The organism is Antarctobacter jejuensis (assembly GCF_052266595.1).
GTDB lineage: Bacteria > Pseudomonadota > Alphaproteobacteria > Rhodobacterales > Rhodobacteraceae > Antarctobacter > Antarctobacter jejuensis.
Genome location: NZ_JBQQXJ010000001.1, coordinates 503,740 through 518,777 on the forward strand (window position 1 = coordinate 503,740; position 15,038 = coordinate 518,777).

Below are 15,038 nucleotides of genomic sequence, written 5' to 3' on the forward strand. Positions count from 1 at the left end.
ATCCACCCTTCGGACAGGGTATCCCGGGATTTCACATATTAAAATATGTATGTAAGATCACATATTAAAAGACCTATGTGACACCCGGAAGCGACAGGCATCACACCTCCCTCTTCTCAGGCCACCGCGCCGCGCCTATATCCACTGTCATGAAACAGATCGCCGCGCCCCTCATTGCCCTCACCCTTCTCGCCGCCCCGGCCTCTGCACAGGATCAGGACGACGGCCTGAGCCTGATGGAGGAAGGCACCCGCCTGTTCCTGCGCGGGCTGATGACGGAAATGGAACCGATGCTGCAGGAACTGGACAAGGCCGCCCGCGAGGCAGAGCCCTACCTGCGCGAGTTCTTGTTGGAAATGGGCCCGGCGCTTGGCGATATCCTCGAAAAGGTCGACGACTGGACGGTCTATCACGCGCCCGAAATGCTGGAAAACGGTGATATCATCTTCCGTCGCAAGGTGCCGCTGACGCCCGAAGATGAACAGCCAGAGATCAAGCCCGCGCCAAAGCCGGAGCCAAAGGAAAAGATCGACCTCTGAGGTCGGCCCGCCTCAGACCACGTCCATGCCCCAGCTGTCCGCGCCCAGTGCATCCGACAGCGATTTGAACCGCGACTCCGTCACCTCGCCGTAGATCGGGGCGGTGTCGGCGGTCAGCTGCAGACGCAGGTCGCGGGTCTCGGGATCCCATGTCAGGCGCGGGCCGGTGCCGTCGGTCTTCAGCGTCCAGAGCATCGCCCCGAACCGCAGCGCCTTGCCCAGAACTTCGGCCTCGTTCTGGTGTATGCCGTCCAGCAGCGCGTAGAGGTCCTCGAACCGGGTGCCCTCCCGCTTGTTGCGATAGCGGTGCAGCAGCGCCAGACCCAGATAGACCCGTTCCCAATGTTTCAGCCCGCCAAGGTTGGCGCGGGTGGCATTGTCGAAACAGACCTCGGCGCGGTAATCGGGATGGGCGCGCCAGCTGACGTCATGCAGCAGGCAGGCGGCATGGATCAGCCGCTTGCGCGAGGCGCTGGCCGCGGGAAACAGCGGCAGCACGAAATCATAGAGCGCCGCGCCAAATCCCGGCAGGCGGGCGTCCTTGGCCTCGGCGAAATGGCAGGATTCGATCAGCGGATCACGGTCCCGCAGCTTTTGCGGCATCTGCTCGTACAGCAGCCCCTCGCGGATGCCGTAGCTGGAAATCGCGATGTCGGAGGGGCCGAAGGTCTCGACCACCTGCGTCAGCACCTCGCCCGCCAGCGGGGCCAGCGCCATGCGGGTGCTCGAAATGCCGCAGGCCTTGCGCAGAGCTTCGTGATCTTCATGGGCCTCCATAAAGGCCAGCGTTTCGCGCACGGACTCGGTGTCCATGCGGTATTCATGCAGCACCTGCAGCGGGTAGTCGCGGCGGTACATGTCGATCTTGGCGATGGCGCGCCAACTGCCCCCGACAAGGAACAGCCGGTCCCGCTGGGTGCCCATATGCTCGGCCAGTGCCTTCATCTCGCGCCGGATCACCTTGTCCCGCGTCTTGCGCCCGCCGTCGAGGTCGCGCATTTTCAGCGGCCCAAGGGGGGATGTCATGCGGCGGCCGACCTCGCCATCGTGGATCTCGGCCAGTTCCATCGACGATCCGCCGATATCGCAGACCAGCCCGTAGGACCCGGGCCAGCCAAGCAGCACGCCCTGCGCCGACAGCCGCGCCTCTTCGGCGCCGTCGATGACCCAGACCTTCAGCCCGGTGGCGGATTCCAGCACGCGGCGAAAATCCTCGCCATCCTCGGCGTCGCGCATGGCGGCGGTGGCCACCACGGTCAGCGCGGGCAATTCCATGCCCTCGGCCAGTTTGCGGAACCGCAGCATGGCGCGCAGCGCGCGTTCGCGCCCCTCGGGGTTCAGGCGGCCGGTTTCGGCCATGCCCGCGCCAAGGCCGCAGAGGATCTTTTCGTTGTAGAAATAGGCCGGGCTGCGCGCGGCGCCGTCAAAGACCACCAGTCGGACAGAGTTGGATCCGATGTCCACCACGCCCACGCGGGACAGCGCCCGCGCCTTTGGATCGTCGAAAAGGGGCCGCCCGAACGGATCCCAGTGGCCGTGAGTATCGTCTTGTCCGTCCATGCGAATCCCGATCCGTTCCCTTCGGTTATCGCCCGCAGGGAACGGGGCGGTCAATCAAAAGGCACCAGCCCTAGCGCTGGGTAAATCCGCGCCACAAGGGCTGGTGCCGGGGGCTTAGCGGAACAGCGAAAGCAGCGCGCTGGGGGCCTGATTGGCGATGGAAAGCGCTTGAATAGCAAGCTGTTGCTGCACCTGCTGCGCCTGCAGTTTGGCCGACACCTCTTCGAGGTCGGCATCCACCAGCGTGCCGATGCCCGCCTTCAGGGCGTCCGACAGGCCACTGACGAACTCCTTCTGCGTGTCCAGTCGCCCCTCGGCCGAACCGAAGGCGGCGGCAGAGTCGATGGCGGTCTGGATCAGGCCTTCCATCTCGGTCAGGGCGGCATCCACCCCGGCCTGCGTGGTCACGTCGATTTCGCCCAGCGCCGCAAGACCGCCACCGATGGTGGTGGTGCTGTCGGCGGCATACTGGTTCACCGTGACCGAAAAGTTGTCACCGGTGCCTTCGGCGCCGGTAAAGGTGACCTGGTTGCCGGAAACGGTGGCTCCGATCGTGCCCTCGTTGCCCGATCCCAGATCGTCGGTGATGTACTGGTTGAAGGCCGCCGCCAGACCGGCGGCCACATCCGCCATGGTGTCGCCGTCGCGGGCCACATAGGCGATGTCATCGCGGCTGGCGGTGTTGGAGGGTGCACTGCCTCCCGTGGCGCTGATGGCCACCGAGAACCCGGTGCCCGCCGCCACGGTGGTGGTGGCCGATGCGCCAAAGGTGGTCGTACCGGTGGGGGCGGTCGCCGCGCCTGTCAGCGTGGTCGCCGCGCCGTCGCCCGCGCCGGTGATGTCATTGGCCGCGCCGGCAAACGCCGAAAGGCCCGCGCCGATGCTGGCCGCGCCCTGCCCCAGATCCTGCTTGGAAACGCGGATATCGCTGGAACTGACATCGCTCGCCGAGCGGTCGATGGAGGACAGAATATTGATCCCGCCCGATCCGGCGGTCTGATCGGTGTTGGTCAGCAGGCCCTGCCCGTTGAACTGGGCCGCGTTCACGATGGATCCGATCTGATCCCGCAGCGCCTCGATATCCATCTGGATCTTGGCCCGGTCGACGTTCTCCTCCTGGGCGGCAACGACCTTTCCCTTGATCTCGGTCAGCAGGTCGGTCACCGTCTCGGCGCCCTGCCGCGCGACAGAAACCGTCGCCATGCCAAGGCTGAGACTGTCGGACACGCGCTGAAAGCCCTGCACATCGGCTTCCATCGTCTTGGCAATCGCCCAGACGGCGGCATTATCCTGCGAGGTCGCCACCTTCTTGCCGGTCGCGATCTGCATTTGCGTATTCGCCATCGAGGCGTTGATCGCCTTCAGCGTCTGAAGGGCCGCAGTGGCCCCGGGGTTTGAATTGATACTCGACATGAATGTCGCCTTTCGTTCGCAGGTGCGTTTCGCACCAGTGATGCCGGGCAAAAAAATCCGGCACAGTGAACGCCTTCTGACATTGCGGGCAACGCGCACGGCCCGCGCCACGGATTGGTCCGTGCCGGAGTACTCTCGGGCTGCGTTGTTAACTGTCGTTTAAGGATTTGCGGCAATCGCTGGGCCATATTTGGGCATTATTCGGCCGCCACGGTTCCCGCCCGTGTCGCGGGCCTTGCGCTCAGCGCAAGGCGTCGATCAGTCCGACGGCCTCAGCGGCCGGGACAAACCGGTCCGGGCGGTCGATCACGTAGCGGTCGGGATTGCCCTCTGCCACCAGATACCACAGGCCGGCGCTGTCTGTCGGAATGGTGAAATCCGTGCTGGCCACAAGGCCCATGGGCCGCTTGCGGGGCGGCAGGACAATCGTGATCTCGGGGCCGATTGCGGTCCCTTTCAGGACCTCACCGACCTCAAGTATCCCGATTGTCGAGGTGTCATTATCGGACCGTGACCGCAGGGTTGCCACCACGATCAGGTCGGAATGTTCGGCCATTTCGGCCGAAGACAACGTCAGCCAGTCACCCATCGCGATGCGCGGGGCACAGAGCAGGCCAAGGGTGGCCGCCAGAACCCCGCGTCGTGATGTCATGCAAGCGCCGCCGTCCGGCCTTTGCGCGCGCCCAGACGCAATGCGCCCAGACCGAAGGCCAGGAAAACGATGGAGGCCGGCAGCGGGATCGGCGCCGGCGCATCTGCAACCTTGCGCACACCCACCGCACCGATCAACTGGTCGAACTTGGCATAGGTGAATTCCCTCTCCAGCGTTCGCTCGATCGTGGGCATGGCCGTCGCTCCGGACCCCATGACCCCCCATGCAGAAGCGCCCGGATTGCTGTCCTTCGCGCCCGCGTGGAACAGCGACAGCGCATGTCCGATCTCATGCGAGGTGGTACCGGCGATCAAATTGATCAACTGCTGGTCGTTTGTGGCCAGTCCGGCAGCCGTGGCAATGGAATTGGTGAAGATCGATCCAACGATGGACCCGACCGGCAAAGCGAACTTGTTGGCCGCCCCCGAGGCGTCCCGCACACAATCCAGACAGGCTTGCCCGAACAGTGTAGAGGGACCATTCGCGTCCGGCCCGATGCCCATATACCAGAAATCCGTGCCCGCAGGCGGAGAGCCCACCGTTCCAACCGCGAAATCGATATCCAGTTCGTATCCCGGCGCCAGCGGGCTGGACGCATCGACATCCGATGTCACGTATCCCAGAAAGTGGTCTTTTACCGCATTCAGAACGCCTGAAATCACGTCGACTCGCGAAATGCCCGCCGAAAAGCCAAACGCCGTGTGGTCAAAAAAACCAGTAGTTTCACTGAAGATATCTGTCTTTGCCGGCGTGTCGAAATCCAGAATAAATGTCGCAGCCGAGGCAGGTGCCGCGCTGAAACTGAAAAGCCCAAAAGCAAGTGCCGTAGCCGTCGACTTGAAAAAAGACAAAGCAAAGTCCCCCATTCTTTTTGAAATATTAACTCGACAGTAACCTTTCGTTCGATGATCGGGCAACAAGTATTATTGACCTAAGGTCAAGACCGGCCGCCAACGCCCCTTTGGCCCCATGGCGTACAGGCCGAATCTGCCCGATCAGAGGCGCGGGTGGCGTGCCTGTGCAACGCCCTCCAATCCGCATCAATCGTCGCTGTGGGTCAGTTGCGGCACGTCCGAGGCGCCCGCCGATCCGCGCCCGGAAAGGGACGGATTTTCCATGAAAAAGCGGTGGCAGTTGAAGGAGAACTCGCCCTCCGGAACCGGATGCCGGACAAACTGGCCAGAGGGCTCCATGACCCAGCTTTGCGCCGTGTCGGCAAGGTTCGCCGCCATGACCTGGCTGACGATCTGCGCCTTGACCGTGGGGTTCAGGATCTCGACCCCGGTTTCGACGCGGCGGTTCAGATTTCGCCCCATCCAGTCCGCCGATGAAATGAAGACCCGCGCTTTTTTGTGCGGCAACCCGTGGCCATTTCCGAAACAGGCAATGCGCGAATGTTCAAGGAACCGGCCAATGATGCTTTTCACCCGGATATTCTCGGACAGACCCTTAATTCCCGGACGCAATCCACAGATTCCGCGGATCACGCAGTCGACCTTTACCCCGCCTTGCGACGCCCGGTAGAGCGCGTCGATCATGTCCGGTTCGATCAGCGAATTCATCTTGATCCAGATCGACGCCGGGCGGCCCGCCTGCGCGTGCTCGATTTCCTTTTCGATCATCTCGATCATGCCGGATTTCAGATTGTGCGGGGAAATGTGGATGTTCTCCAACCCCTCGGGCATGGCATAGCCCGACAGGTAGTTGAAGATCTTGGCCGCATCGCGCCCCAGCGCCGCATCACAGGTAAAGAAGGACAGGTCGGTGTAGATCTTGGCGGTAATGGGATGGTAGTTGCCGGTCCCCCAATGGGTATAGGTCACCAGCTTGTCGCCCTCCCGGCGCACCACCTGGGAAATCTTGGCGTGGGTCTTCCAGTCGAGAAAGCCGTAAACCACATGCGCGCCCGACCGTTCCAACCGCCGCGACTGGCGGATATTGGCGGCCTCGTCGAACCGCGCCTTCAACTCGACCAGCGCGGTGACGGATTTGCCCTCTTCCGCGGCCTCGCACAGCGCCTCGACAATCGGAGAGTTCTTGGAGGTCCGGTACAGCGTCTGCTTGATCGCCACCACGTTCGGGTCCAGCGCCGCCTGCGCAAGGAACCGCACCACCATGTCGAAGGTCTCGTAGGGGTGGTGCAGCAGCATGTCCTTCTGCTTGATCGCGTCGAACATCTTGCCGTCGTGATCCTGCACCCTCTCCGGCACGCGGGGGGTAAAGCTGGGCCACAGCAGATCGGGCCGCGCGTCGATCACCAGTTCCTTGGTGTCGGCCACGCCGATCATGCCGTCCAGTTCGATCACCTCGTCGCCCTGCACATGCAATTCGCGCATGACGATCTCACGCAGGCCCTTGGGCGCGCCCCTTGTGATGGTCAGGCGCACCACCTCGCCGCGGCGGCGGCGTTTCAGCGCCACCTCGAATTCGCGGACCAGATCCTCGGCCTCTTCCTCCACTTCAAGATCGCTGTCGCGCAGCACCCGGAAGCCGAAGTGATCCTTGATCCGATAGCCGGGGAACAGGCTGTCGATATGCAGCAGCACCACCTCTTCCAGCAGGATGAAGCGGTGCTGTCCGTCATCGGCGGGCAGCGGGATGAACCGGTCGATCTGTGCCGGGATCGGCAACAGCGCCTGCAGCGGGCGCTTGTCCTTCATCCGTTCCAGCTGCAGCGCAAGGCAGTAACCCATGTTGGCGATAAAGGGGAACGGATGCGCGGGGTCGATCGCCAGCGGCGACAGCACCGGAAAGACATTGGACAGGAAGGCCGCGGCCAGAAAGGTCTTGTCCCCGTCGTTCAGGTCCTCGCGCGCGACAATGGAAATCCCCTCTGCGGCCATCAGCCCGCGCAACTCGATCAGCACCTTCTGCTGCTGGGCCATCAGGCGGCGCGCATCATCGTCGATCAGCACCAGCTGTTCGGCGGGCGTCAGCCCGTCGGCGGCCGGGGTGTTGTTGCCGGTATGCGCCAGCTCCCGCAGGCCCGCCACGCGGACGGTATAGAACTCATCGAGGTTGGCCGCCGAAATCGACAGAAAGCGCATCCGCTCCAGCAGCGGCACCCGGGTGTTTTCCGCCTCTTCCAGCACACGCCAGTTGAAGCCCAGCCAGCTGAGTTCACGGTTGAAGAAACGCCCCGGGCCGGTCAGGTCAAGATCCGGCATCTCTGTGGGGGCGGGCAGCGGGGCTTTCAGAAAATCTGCTTGGGTCATGACGCGCTTATGCCTCTTGATCTGCAACAGGTTTATGACGTTGGCGAGCCGGTGGAAAGCTCAGTCGCGGGGCGCGCCCGGATCATGGGGCGAAGAGCCCTGCGCCTCGGCCCCCGGCGGCACGATCTCTGCCAGAACGCGCGCCGCCATCGGCCGCGAGACGCGCCGTTGATGGGCCAGCGCCTCGGCGTCCAGCGCCGCCACCAGTCGCGCGGCGGTGGTATAGCTGCGCGGCATGTGCCGCACGAGGTAGGCGATCACCTCCGGCCCCGGCACCACCTGCCGGTCATTGAACAGCTTCGCCAGCAGCGCCGCCAGCAGCGTATCGTCCGGCTCGCTGATCCGGGCCACCTGCGCGCCCATCATGCGGCTGGCCAGATCCGGCACCTCCAGCTTCCAGCACACCGGTTCGCGCACCGCCGTCACCATCAGCGCACCGCCATTGGCCAGCGCGAGGTTGTGCAGGTGGAACAGCTTTTCCTCCGCCGGACGGTTTCCGGCGATCTGTTCCACATCCTCGACACAGACCGCCCCCGCGGCCAGCGCCGGGATATCCGCCTCATCCAGCTCTGTCGCCTTGATGATCCGCGCCCCTGCCAGCCGCGCCCAGACATGCGCCAGATGCGTCTTGCCCGCCCCCGGCGGCCCCGTCAGCACCAGCTTGCGCGCGGGCCAGTCGCGCCAGCCCTCGATCAGCGCAACGGCCAGAGCATTGGCCGGGCTGACAAAGAAATCCTCGCGCCCCAGCGCCTCTCGCGATGGCAGCGGCAGGGGGATCTGGCTGGTCAGGGTCATCATTCGTTCCCCTCCGGCACCCCGTCCCGCCGCTCATCCTGCGCCGTCAGCCCAAGGAACAGCCGCGACCCGCGATATTGCTGCGTCAGGAACCGCGCCAGCACGCCCAGCGCCGCCGCCAGCGGCACCGCCACCAACAGCCCCACAAAGCCGAACAGCGAGCCGAAAACCGACAGCGCCAGGAGCAGCCAGACCGGGTGCAGCCCCACCGAATTGCCCACAAGGCGCGGCGTCAGGATATTGCCCTCGACGAACTGACCGGTCTGGAAGATGGCGTAGACCGCCACGATCCACCACCATTCGCCCCAGAACTGAAAGAGCGCCAGCCCCACCGCCAGCACGCCGCCGACAATCGCGCCCACGTAGGGGATAAAGGTCAGAACCCCCGCGATCACCCCCACCACCGGGCCGAACTGCAAGCCCACCAGCCACAGCGCCACCGCGTAATAGGTGCCCAGAATCAGCGACACCGACCCCATGCCGCGGATGAACCCCGCCAGCACCAAGTCGACCTCGCCCGCCAGCTTGCGGATCACCGGGCGGTGGTCCAGCGGCACCATCTCGTCCACCTTCGCCACCATCCGGTCCCAGTCCAGCAGCATGTAGACCGCCACCACCGGCACGATCAGGAACAGCGCCACCACGTTCAGCAGCGACCCGACAGATCCCAGCGCCGCATTGACCAACTGCACGCCGCGCTGCTTGATGGTGTCGCCCAGCTCGATCAGCGTCTCGCGCACGATGCTTTCTTCGTTGACCATGTTGGGGAACCGTTCGGTCAGAAAGCTTTGCAGGTCGCGGAACAGCTGCGGCGCGAATTCGAACAGGGCAAGCGCCTGCTGGATCAAGAGCGGGATGATCGCCAGCGTCATGATGACAAAGATCAGGATGGCGCAGACCGTGATCACCGCCGTGGCGGCGGCGCGGGACAGGCCCACGCGCTCCAGCCAGTCGGCCACCGGATCAAGGCAATAGGCGATGGCACTGCCAAGGATGAACGGCACCAGCACGTCGCCCAGAAACCAGAGCACGATGGCAAAGACCGCTGCCGCGACCCCCCAATACTTCATCTGGTCCCTCACGGGCAGAGCCATGCACTATCCTTTCGAATAAGCCTTACATTGCTTTGGTTTGCGCAAGATTCAAGCGTTTAGCGGCAACAGGGGGGCAGATGCCAGCGGAAATGGTGGAATTCCGGACGTTGCAGCAGATTTGCGCCTGTTCAGGGGAAACGCGGCACAGCCGCACCGCGAAATGGGCGGCCCTGACGGCCCCTCAGACGTAGGCTGGATTTCCAAACCCACCACCCCCGACACTCCCCGTAGGGCGGGGTTCACCCCGCCGCTTCCTCCGGTGGAGGCGGAACGGGGTAGTTCTCGGGATCGTCCTGCCACTTGCGCCATTCGTCGTCGAAATTGTGCTCGCCGAAGTCGGGCAATTCCCACGTTGGCCAGTGCTCTGGCCAATCCGGATCACCGGGCAAGACTCCGCCCGGCAGGATCACACTGGCGTCCCCGAACAGTGAATTGACCTGCTCTTGCGACAACGCCACATTGGAATAATCAACCGATCTGACGGCGGCGGATGCGACAACCGCCGCCGTCAGATCGGTTGTCGCAGCCATCCGCGCCCCACTGAGGTCCGCCCCCTCCATACGCGCCTGCCCGAGGTTCGCCCCCTCCATCCGTGCCTGCCCGAGGTTCGCCCCCTCCATCCGTGCCTGCCAGAGGTTCGCCCCCTCCATCCGCGCCTCCCAGAGGTTCGCCCCCTCCATCCGCGCCAACCTTAGGTACGCCCCCTCCATCCGCGCCTGCGTGAGGTCCGCCCCCTCCATCCGTGCATCCACGAGGAACGCCGCCTCCATCCGCGCCTGCGTGAGGTCCGCCCCCTCCATCCGTGCATCCACGAGGAACGCCGCCTCCATCCGCGCCTCGCTGAGGTTCGCCCCCTTCATCCGTGCCTGCCAGAGGTTCGCCCCCTCCATCCGTGCCTGCCCGAGGTTCGCCCCCTCCATCCGCGCCCCGTCAAGGCGCCCGCCGGACAGGGTCAGCTTGCTCAGGTCCACCTTTTGCAGGTTGGTCTTGCGCAGATCTGGGCGATAGCCGCGATAGCCGGAAAGCGTCTTTTTCCAAGCCTCCAGCCGGGCTTTGTGATCTTCGATTGCGCCCTTCGGATGCGATTCACCTTCGGGCGGGTCCGGCAATTCCGGGCAGGGCGTGTCAAAGACCCAGTCCGCCGAGTCCAGCGCCTCATCCCCCCAGCGCGCCTCGGCCTGCAACTGCTCCTTGGTCCGCCGCCCGATGATCCGCAGCGCCAGGGCGATGTCCGCCCGCGGGCCGTCCAGCGATTGCGCCCATTCCCGGGCATTAGAATTAAGCCGAAGTCGAAACCGAGCGTTACGCCAAGCCACATGCGCCTTGCGCTCCTCCTCGCTCGCATCGTCCTTCAACGGCTCCCACGCCATCAACGGAAAATCCACCGCATCCTCTGCCTTGGCATTCTCCCGCACATAGGCGCAGAGGATCTCCATCACCCGCACATGGTCCCGCCCCTTGTCGTACCGGGTGCTGTCCTGCGCGATCCGTTCCAGCGACAACAACCCGCCAATCCGCACCTCGATATTGGGGACGGTGCGCGAAGTGATCTCCCACGGACTGCGCACGACGTTCGTCGCCCCGGCAGGTGGATCAAATCGCTCGTCCCGGCCTTCCAATGCGGAAATGGTTTGTTTCGCGTCGTCCTTGCCAACTTCGTAGGTCACGTTGCGCATCGGGCGTGAAATTTCTTTCTCCGCGCCAAGCTGCTCTACTGCCTTGCTGATCCGGTCGGTGATATGCCCTTCCTTCTGGAACTCCACCGTCCGTTGCTTCAGCACCGTGCCCCAGATCACGAACGGCCCGCCCAGAAAGGCCGCGACAACGGCGCCCATGCCAAAGCCCACATTGTCCAGAAACGAGTCCATCCCCGAGAACAGCAGCCACAGGTGCCACAGCGTCCCGCCCAGCAGCACGAACCAGACCGGCAACAACACCCAGCCCAGCGCGGTCAGCCAGTCGGTCAGCAGGTCTCGCCGCCTGTCGTTTCGGTCCGGCGCGTTCAGCATCAGCCAAACAAGGCCCGCACCCACGGCCAGTCCCATTGAGGCCAGCAGCACCTTTGCGCCTGTCCACGTCAGGGGCAGACTCAGCGTGATCCAATCCTGTGCTGCCGTTTCAATGCCTGCCATGCTCAAAATTCCCGATGCCAATTGGCGTCAGGATGCCCGAACAAAAGCCCTCCGAAAAGGGGGCAAATCCGGGGAGAGTGTTAAGCAACGGTAAAACCGTCCCTGTAACCCCTTGATTCTGCATTCCCCCTAAGCTGTCCACGCGTGGATACCTCTGGCGCTCTTGTCTGGCCCTATCCAACCCGCTAGGAGGATCAAAACCGCTTGCCCAGAGGTCAAAACATGCGCCTGTCCCGCTATTTCCTGCCCGTCCTCAAGGAAACGCCCGCCGAGGCGCAGATCGTCAGCCACCGCTACATGCTCCGCGCCGGCATGATCAAACAGGCCAGCGCCGGGATCTATTCCTGGCTGCCGCTCGGCTTCAAGGTGCTGCGCAAGATCGAGGACATCGTCCACGAGGAACAGGCCCGCGCCGGTCACATCGCGATCCAGATGCCCACCCTGCAAAGCGCCGACCTCTGGCGCGAGAGCGGCCGCTATGATGACTACGGCCAGGAAATGCTCCGCATGAAGGACCGCCACGGCCGCGACATGCTGTTCACCCCCACGGCCGAGGAACTGGTCACGGATATCTTCCGCAGCCACGTGGGCAGCTACAAGGACCTGCCGCTGACCCTGTACCAGATCCAGTGGAAATTCCGCGACGAGATCCGCCCCCGCTTCGGCGTGATGCGTGGCCGCGAATTCTACATGAAGGACGGCTACAACTTCGACCTCACCAAGGAAGACGCGCTGCACGCCTACAACCGCCACCTCGTCAGCTATCTGCGCACCTACGAACGCATGGGCCTGCAGGCGATCCCTATGCGCGCCGACTCTGGCCCCATCGGCGGCGACGACACGCATGAATTCCTCGTGCTGGCCGAAACGGGCGAGAGCGAGGTCTTCTACGACAGCCAGATCACCGACCTGAAATTCGGCGACCGCGAGATCGATTACGACAGCCACGAACAGTGCCAGGCCGTGCTGGAGGAATTCACCTCGCGCTATGCCCGCACCGACGAAACCCACGACGAGGCGCTGTTCAACCAGATCCCCGAAGAGCGCCGCCGCACCGCGCGCGGCATCGAGGTTGGCCAGATCTTCTACTTCGGCACCAAGTATTCCGAACCGATGGGCGCCACGGTGCAGGACGCCGAGGGCAACAAGGTGCCGGTCCACATGGGCTCGCACGGGATCGGCGTGTCACGCCTGCTGGGCGCGATCATCGAGGCCAGCCATGACGACAGGGGCATCATCTGGCCCGAGGGCGTGACGCCCTTCCACGCCGGGATCGTGAACCTCAAGCAGGGCGACGAAGAGGCCGATGCCGCCTGCGAGGCGCTCTATGCTTCGCTCACCGCGCTGGGGCTGGAACCGCTCTACGATGACCGCAATGAACGCGCGGGCGGCAAGTTCGCGACGATGGACCTGATCGGCCTGCCATGGCGGATCACCGTCGGCCCGCGCGGCCTGAAGAACGGCGTGGTCGAACTGACCAGCCGCCGCACGGGTGAGAGCGAGGAACTGCCGCCCGAACAGGCGGTGGCCAAGATCGCGCAGATTTACAAGGTCACACCCGCGGGGGCATAATCGGGCATCCGTTCTGATCGGAGGCCCACCTTGCGCCCTGCCCTTCTCGCCCCGTTGATCGGCCTGTTGCTTGGCCTGAACGCCGGAGTTGCCGATGCCGACATTGTCGGGCGCTACGGCGTGTCCGCCTACGTGCCGCCGGGCTTTTTCGCCGGCCCGCCGCCGGGCAACAGTGATGGCCTGACCTACACCGGCCCCGGCGGCGCGGAACTGCGGGTCTGGGGCGCTTGGCGTATCGAGCCTCTGGCGCAGGATAAGGCCGCGACCCGCGCCTGGCTGCTGAGCGAAGAGGCGCAGGTTACCTATGAAACCGGCGGGCGCAGCTGGTACGTTCTGTCGGGCGATATCGGGTCGGATATCTTCTACCTGCGGGTCGAGGACGGGCTGACCTGCGGCGGTGAAGAGGCGCGTGCGCATTTGCAGTTGCGCTATCCGTTCGTTGCGCGGGGCAGCTATGATCCGCTGGTCGCGCCGATCGCAGACTCGCTGGGGTTTGGCCCATGCTGAGGGCGGTTTGCCTGACGCTGTTGATCTGGGCCTCGCCCGCGCTGGCGCAATCCGAGCGGGTCGCGCTGGAATGGGACCGCTGGCTAAAAGCGCAGGGCAACCCGCCCGGCGCATTGGTCTTTTCCATCTTTGACTCGGAGTTGCTGGCGCGGTCAGACGGGGCCTCTGTGGACGCGGCGCTGAAGCTGGCCAGCAATTCCAAGGCGATCACCGCACTTTGCGCGGCGGCGCTGGTCGACGAGGGAAAGATGACCTGGGACGATCCGGTTGATGACTGGATCAAGGGGGGGCGGACCGGTCACGCTGGCAGAGCTTGTCACGCATACCTCTGGTTATTGGCCGGACAGCACGCAGGGGCCGATGGCAGTCTGGCGCGGGGACAGCACGCGGCGCTGGCAGGAGGTGACTGCGACAGTGATGGACCGGCCAAGGCAGGACGGCACGCGCGGCCTCTATCAGTACAACAACGAAAACTACGCGGTTCTTGGCCAAGTGATCGAGGAAGCCGCGGGCGGCAGGTACGAAGAAGTCTGCCATGCCCGCGTGTTGCAGCCGCTTGAGCTCACCACCGCGCGGCTGTCGCCCGAGTACGGCGGTTTTGGCCCCTGGGGCGGCTGGGAAATGTCAGTGCGCGACTATGCCCGCCTGATGACGCAGGCCTTTGCCAAATCCGATCCGCTGGCCACACCCCATGCCGATATGGGTGATGGCGTGTCCTATGGGTTGGGGATGGTGTTCCGAACGGGGCGCGGGAACGCGAGCCACTGGCATTTCGGCGCGCTGTGTTTTCCCGATGCAGGCCTTGGCGTATACGCCGTGAACTGGTTTGGGAAATAAACCATTGCGGCGGCCTACGACGCCTGTGTCGACTGGGACGCGATGGTGGCGCTGGACTCCGCACTGGTACGGGCGGTTTTCGCCGACTGAGCCGTTCTGCGGCTTTTCCCCTCGTCTGGCGGGGGTCTTTCTGGCACCATGCAGCCCGAGATCGCCAGAGAAGCGACGGGAGACAGGCAGATGTTCCTACGGTTGTTGACGCTTGCGGGCGGGCTGACAGGCGCTGTCGGCCTGTCGCAGTTTCCCGAGTTTTCCCAACAGTACTTGCAGCGTCTGGGCGGTGCGGTGGATGAGCTGGAACGGCAGGTCACCCGATACGAGGGCGACGCCGCGCAACAGGGCATGCCGCTGGACGCCTATCTGGTGGCGCTGGCCAACGAAGGCGAAATGGCCGAGACGCAGGCGGGCAACATGGCCGCCGACATCGCACGGTATGAGCGGCTGTCCGAGGCGCTGAGCACGCTGGAAGGCGCCGGCCCCTTCATGCGCGCAAGGCTGGCCTTTGACGCGGCCCCGGACCGCGACGTGGCGCGGCGCGCGATGGAGGTCTTCAAACCGGCCGTACCCGCCACCTTTGAAGGAGCGGTCTTTGCCGGGACGGGCTTTGTCGCCGGCTGGGCGGTGCTGGCGCTGGGGTTTGCGATCCTGCGGCGATCATGGCGCATGCTGCGCGGCACCCGTGGCGGGCGCGCGCAGAGACCCAACCGGACAGAGGCGTAACG

Annotated in this window: 12 protein-coding genes and 1 pseudogene; 5 read left to right on the plus strand and 8 right to left on the minus strand. The window is 64.3% G+C overall.

Annotation, left to right across the window (positions count from 1 at the left end; all coding sequences use genetic code 11):
- The first annotated feature begins 149 nt into the window (after window positions 1-149).
- A complete protein-coding gene (locus tag ACTXGA_RS02420; protein WP_443391520.1) occupies window positions 150-539 on the plus strand; it encodes a hypothetical protein in 390 nt (129 codons plus the stop codon).
- Window positions 540-551: 12 nt separating this feature from the next.
- On the opposite strand, the gene ACTXGA_RS02425 is transcribed toward ACTXGA_RS02420, so the two are convergent.
- The 8 genes from ACTXGA_RS02425 to ACTXGA_RS02460 all read right to left on the minus strand — a co-directional run bounded on the left by ACTXGA_RS02425 (window position 552) and on the right by ACTXGA_RS02460 (window position 11,400).
- Window positions 552-2,099, minus strand: a complete 1,548-nt coding sequence (locus ACTXGA_RS02425; protein WP_443391521.1) for a Ppx/GppA family phosphatase — start codon at window positions 2,097-2,099, stop codon at window positions 552-554.
- Between the two features lie 114 nt (window positions 2,100-2,213).
- Window positions 2,214-3,512: a flagellin N-terminal helical domain-containing protein gene (locus tag ACTXGA_RS02430; protein ID WP_443391522.1), complete on the minus strand. Its 1,299-nt coding sequence runs from the start codon at window positions 3,510-3,512 to the stop codon at window positions 2,214-2,216.
- Window positions 3,513-3,753: 241 nt separating this feature from the next.
- The gene (locus ACTXGA_RS02435; RefSeq protein ID WP_443391523.1) at window positions 3,754-4,164 is read right to left on the minus strand and encodes a hypothetical protein; all 411 of its coding nucleotides are present in this window, start codon (window positions 4,162-4,164) and stop codon (window positions 3,754-3,756) included.
- Window positions 4,161-5,084: a hypothetical protein gene (locus ACTXGA_RS02440; RefSeq protein WP_443391524.1), complete on the minus strand. Its 924-nt coding sequence runs from the start codon at window positions 5,082-5,084 to the stop codon at window positions 4,161-4,163. The genes ACTXGA_RS02435 and ACTXGA_RS02440 overlap by 4 nt, the downstream gene beginning before the upstream one ends.
- A gap of 120 nt (window positions 5,085-5,204) precedes the next feature.
- Complete coding sequence (locus tag ACTXGA_RS02445; RefSeq protein WP_443391525.1) at window positions 5,205-7,379, minus strand: RNA degradosome polyphosphate kinase; 2,175 nt, start codon at window positions 7,377-7,379, stop codon at window positions 5,205-5,207.
- 60 nt (window positions 7,380-7,439) lie between these two features.
- Window positions 7,440-8,174, minus strand: coding sequence for a P-loop NTPase family protein (locus ACTXGA_RS02450; protein ID WP_443391582.1), 735 nt, complete (start codon window positions 8,172-8,174; stop codon window positions 7,440-7,442).
- A complete protein-coding gene (locus ACTXGA_RS02455) occupies window positions 8,174-9,268 on the minus strand; it encodes an AI-2E family transporter (protein ID WP_443391526.1) in 1,095 nt (364 codons plus the stop codon). The genes ACTXGA_RS02450 and ACTXGA_RS02455 overlap by 1 nt, the downstream gene beginning before the upstream one ends.
- Window positions 9,269-9,507: 239 nt before the next feature.
- Window positions 9,508-11,400, minus strand: a complete 1,893-nt coding sequence (locus ACTXGA_RS02460) for a pentapeptide repeat-containing protein (protein WP_443391527.1) — start codon at window positions 11,398-11,400, stop codon at window positions 9,508-9,510.
- A gap of 222 nt (window positions 11,401-11,622) precedes the next feature.
- On the opposite strand from ACTXGA_RS02460, the gene proS reads away from it, so the two are divergent.
- The 4 genes and pseudogenes from proS (at window position 11,623) to ACTXGA_RS02480 (ending at window position 15,036) form a co-directional block, all read left to right on the plus strand.
- Window positions 11,623-12,972, plus strand: a complete 1,350-nt coding sequence (gene proS / locus ACTXGA_RS02465) for a proline--tRNA ligase (RefSeq protein WP_443391528.1) — start codon at window positions 11,623-11,625, stop codon at window positions 12,970-12,972.
- A 30-nt stretch (window positions 12,973-13,002) separates the two neighbouring features.
- Window positions 13,003-13,479 carry a hypothetical protein gene (locus ACTXGA_RS02470; RefSeq protein ID WP_443391529.1) on the plus strand — a complete coding sequence of 159 codons (477 nt, stop codon included), beginning with the start codon at window positions 13,003-13,005 and terminating at the stop codon, window positions 13,477-13,479.
- A pseudogene (locus ACTXGA_RS02475) lies at window positions 13,473-14,316 on the plus strand (serine hydrolase domain-containing protein). Before ACTXGA_RS02470 ends, ACTXGA_RS02475 begins: the two are co-directional and overlap by 7 nt.
- Window positions 14,317-14,496: 180 nt before the next feature.
- Window positions 14,497-15,036, plus strand: a complete 540-nt coding sequence (locus tag ACTXGA_RS02480; RefSeq protein ID WP_443391530.1) for a DUF2937 family protein — start codon at window positions 14,497-14,499, stop codon at window positions 15,034-15,036.
- Window positions 15,037-15,038 lie beyond the last annotated feature (2 nt).

Coding starts and splice junctions, on each gene's coding strand:
- ACTXGA_RS02420 (WP_443391520.1), top strand. CDS start 150: ATGAAACAGATCGCCGCGCCCCTCATTGCCCTCACCCTTCTCGCCGCC.
- ACTXGA_RS02425 (WP_443391521.1), bottom strand. CDS start 2,099: ATGGACGGACAAGACGATACTCACGGCCACTGGGATCCGTTCGGGCGG.
- ACTXGA_RS02430 (WP_443391522.1), bottom strand. CDS start 3,512: ATGTCGAGTATCAATTCAAACCCCGGGGCCACTGCGGCCCTTCAGACG.
- ACTXGA_RS02435 (WP_443391523.1), bottom strand. CDS start 4,164: ATGACATCACGACGCGGGGTTCTGGCGGCCACCCTTGGCCTGCTCTGT.
- ACTXGA_RS02445 (WP_443391525.1), bottom strand. CDS start 7,379: ATGACCCAAGCAGATTTTCTGAAAGCCCCGCTGCCCGCCCCCACAGAG.
- ACTXGA_RS02450 (WP_443391582.1), bottom strand. CDS start 8,174: ATGACCCTGACCAGCCAGATCCCCCTGCCGCTGCCATCGCGAGAGGCG.
- ACTXGA_RS02455 (WP_443391526.1), bottom strand. CDS start 9,268: ATGGCTCTGCCCGTGAGGGACCAGATGAAGTATTGGGGGGTCGCGGCA.
- ACTXGA_RS02460 (WP_443391527.1), bottom strand. CDS start 11,400: ATGGCAGGCATTGAAACGGCAGCACAGGATTGGATCACGCTGAGTCTG.
- proS (WP_443391528.1), top strand. CDS start 11,623: ATGCGCCTGTCCCGCTATTTCCTGCCCGTCCTCAAGGAAACGCCCGCC.
- ACTXGA_RS02480 (WP_443391530.1), top strand. CDS start 14,497: ATGTTCCTACGGTTGTTGACGCTTGCGGGCGGGCTGACAGGCGCTGTC.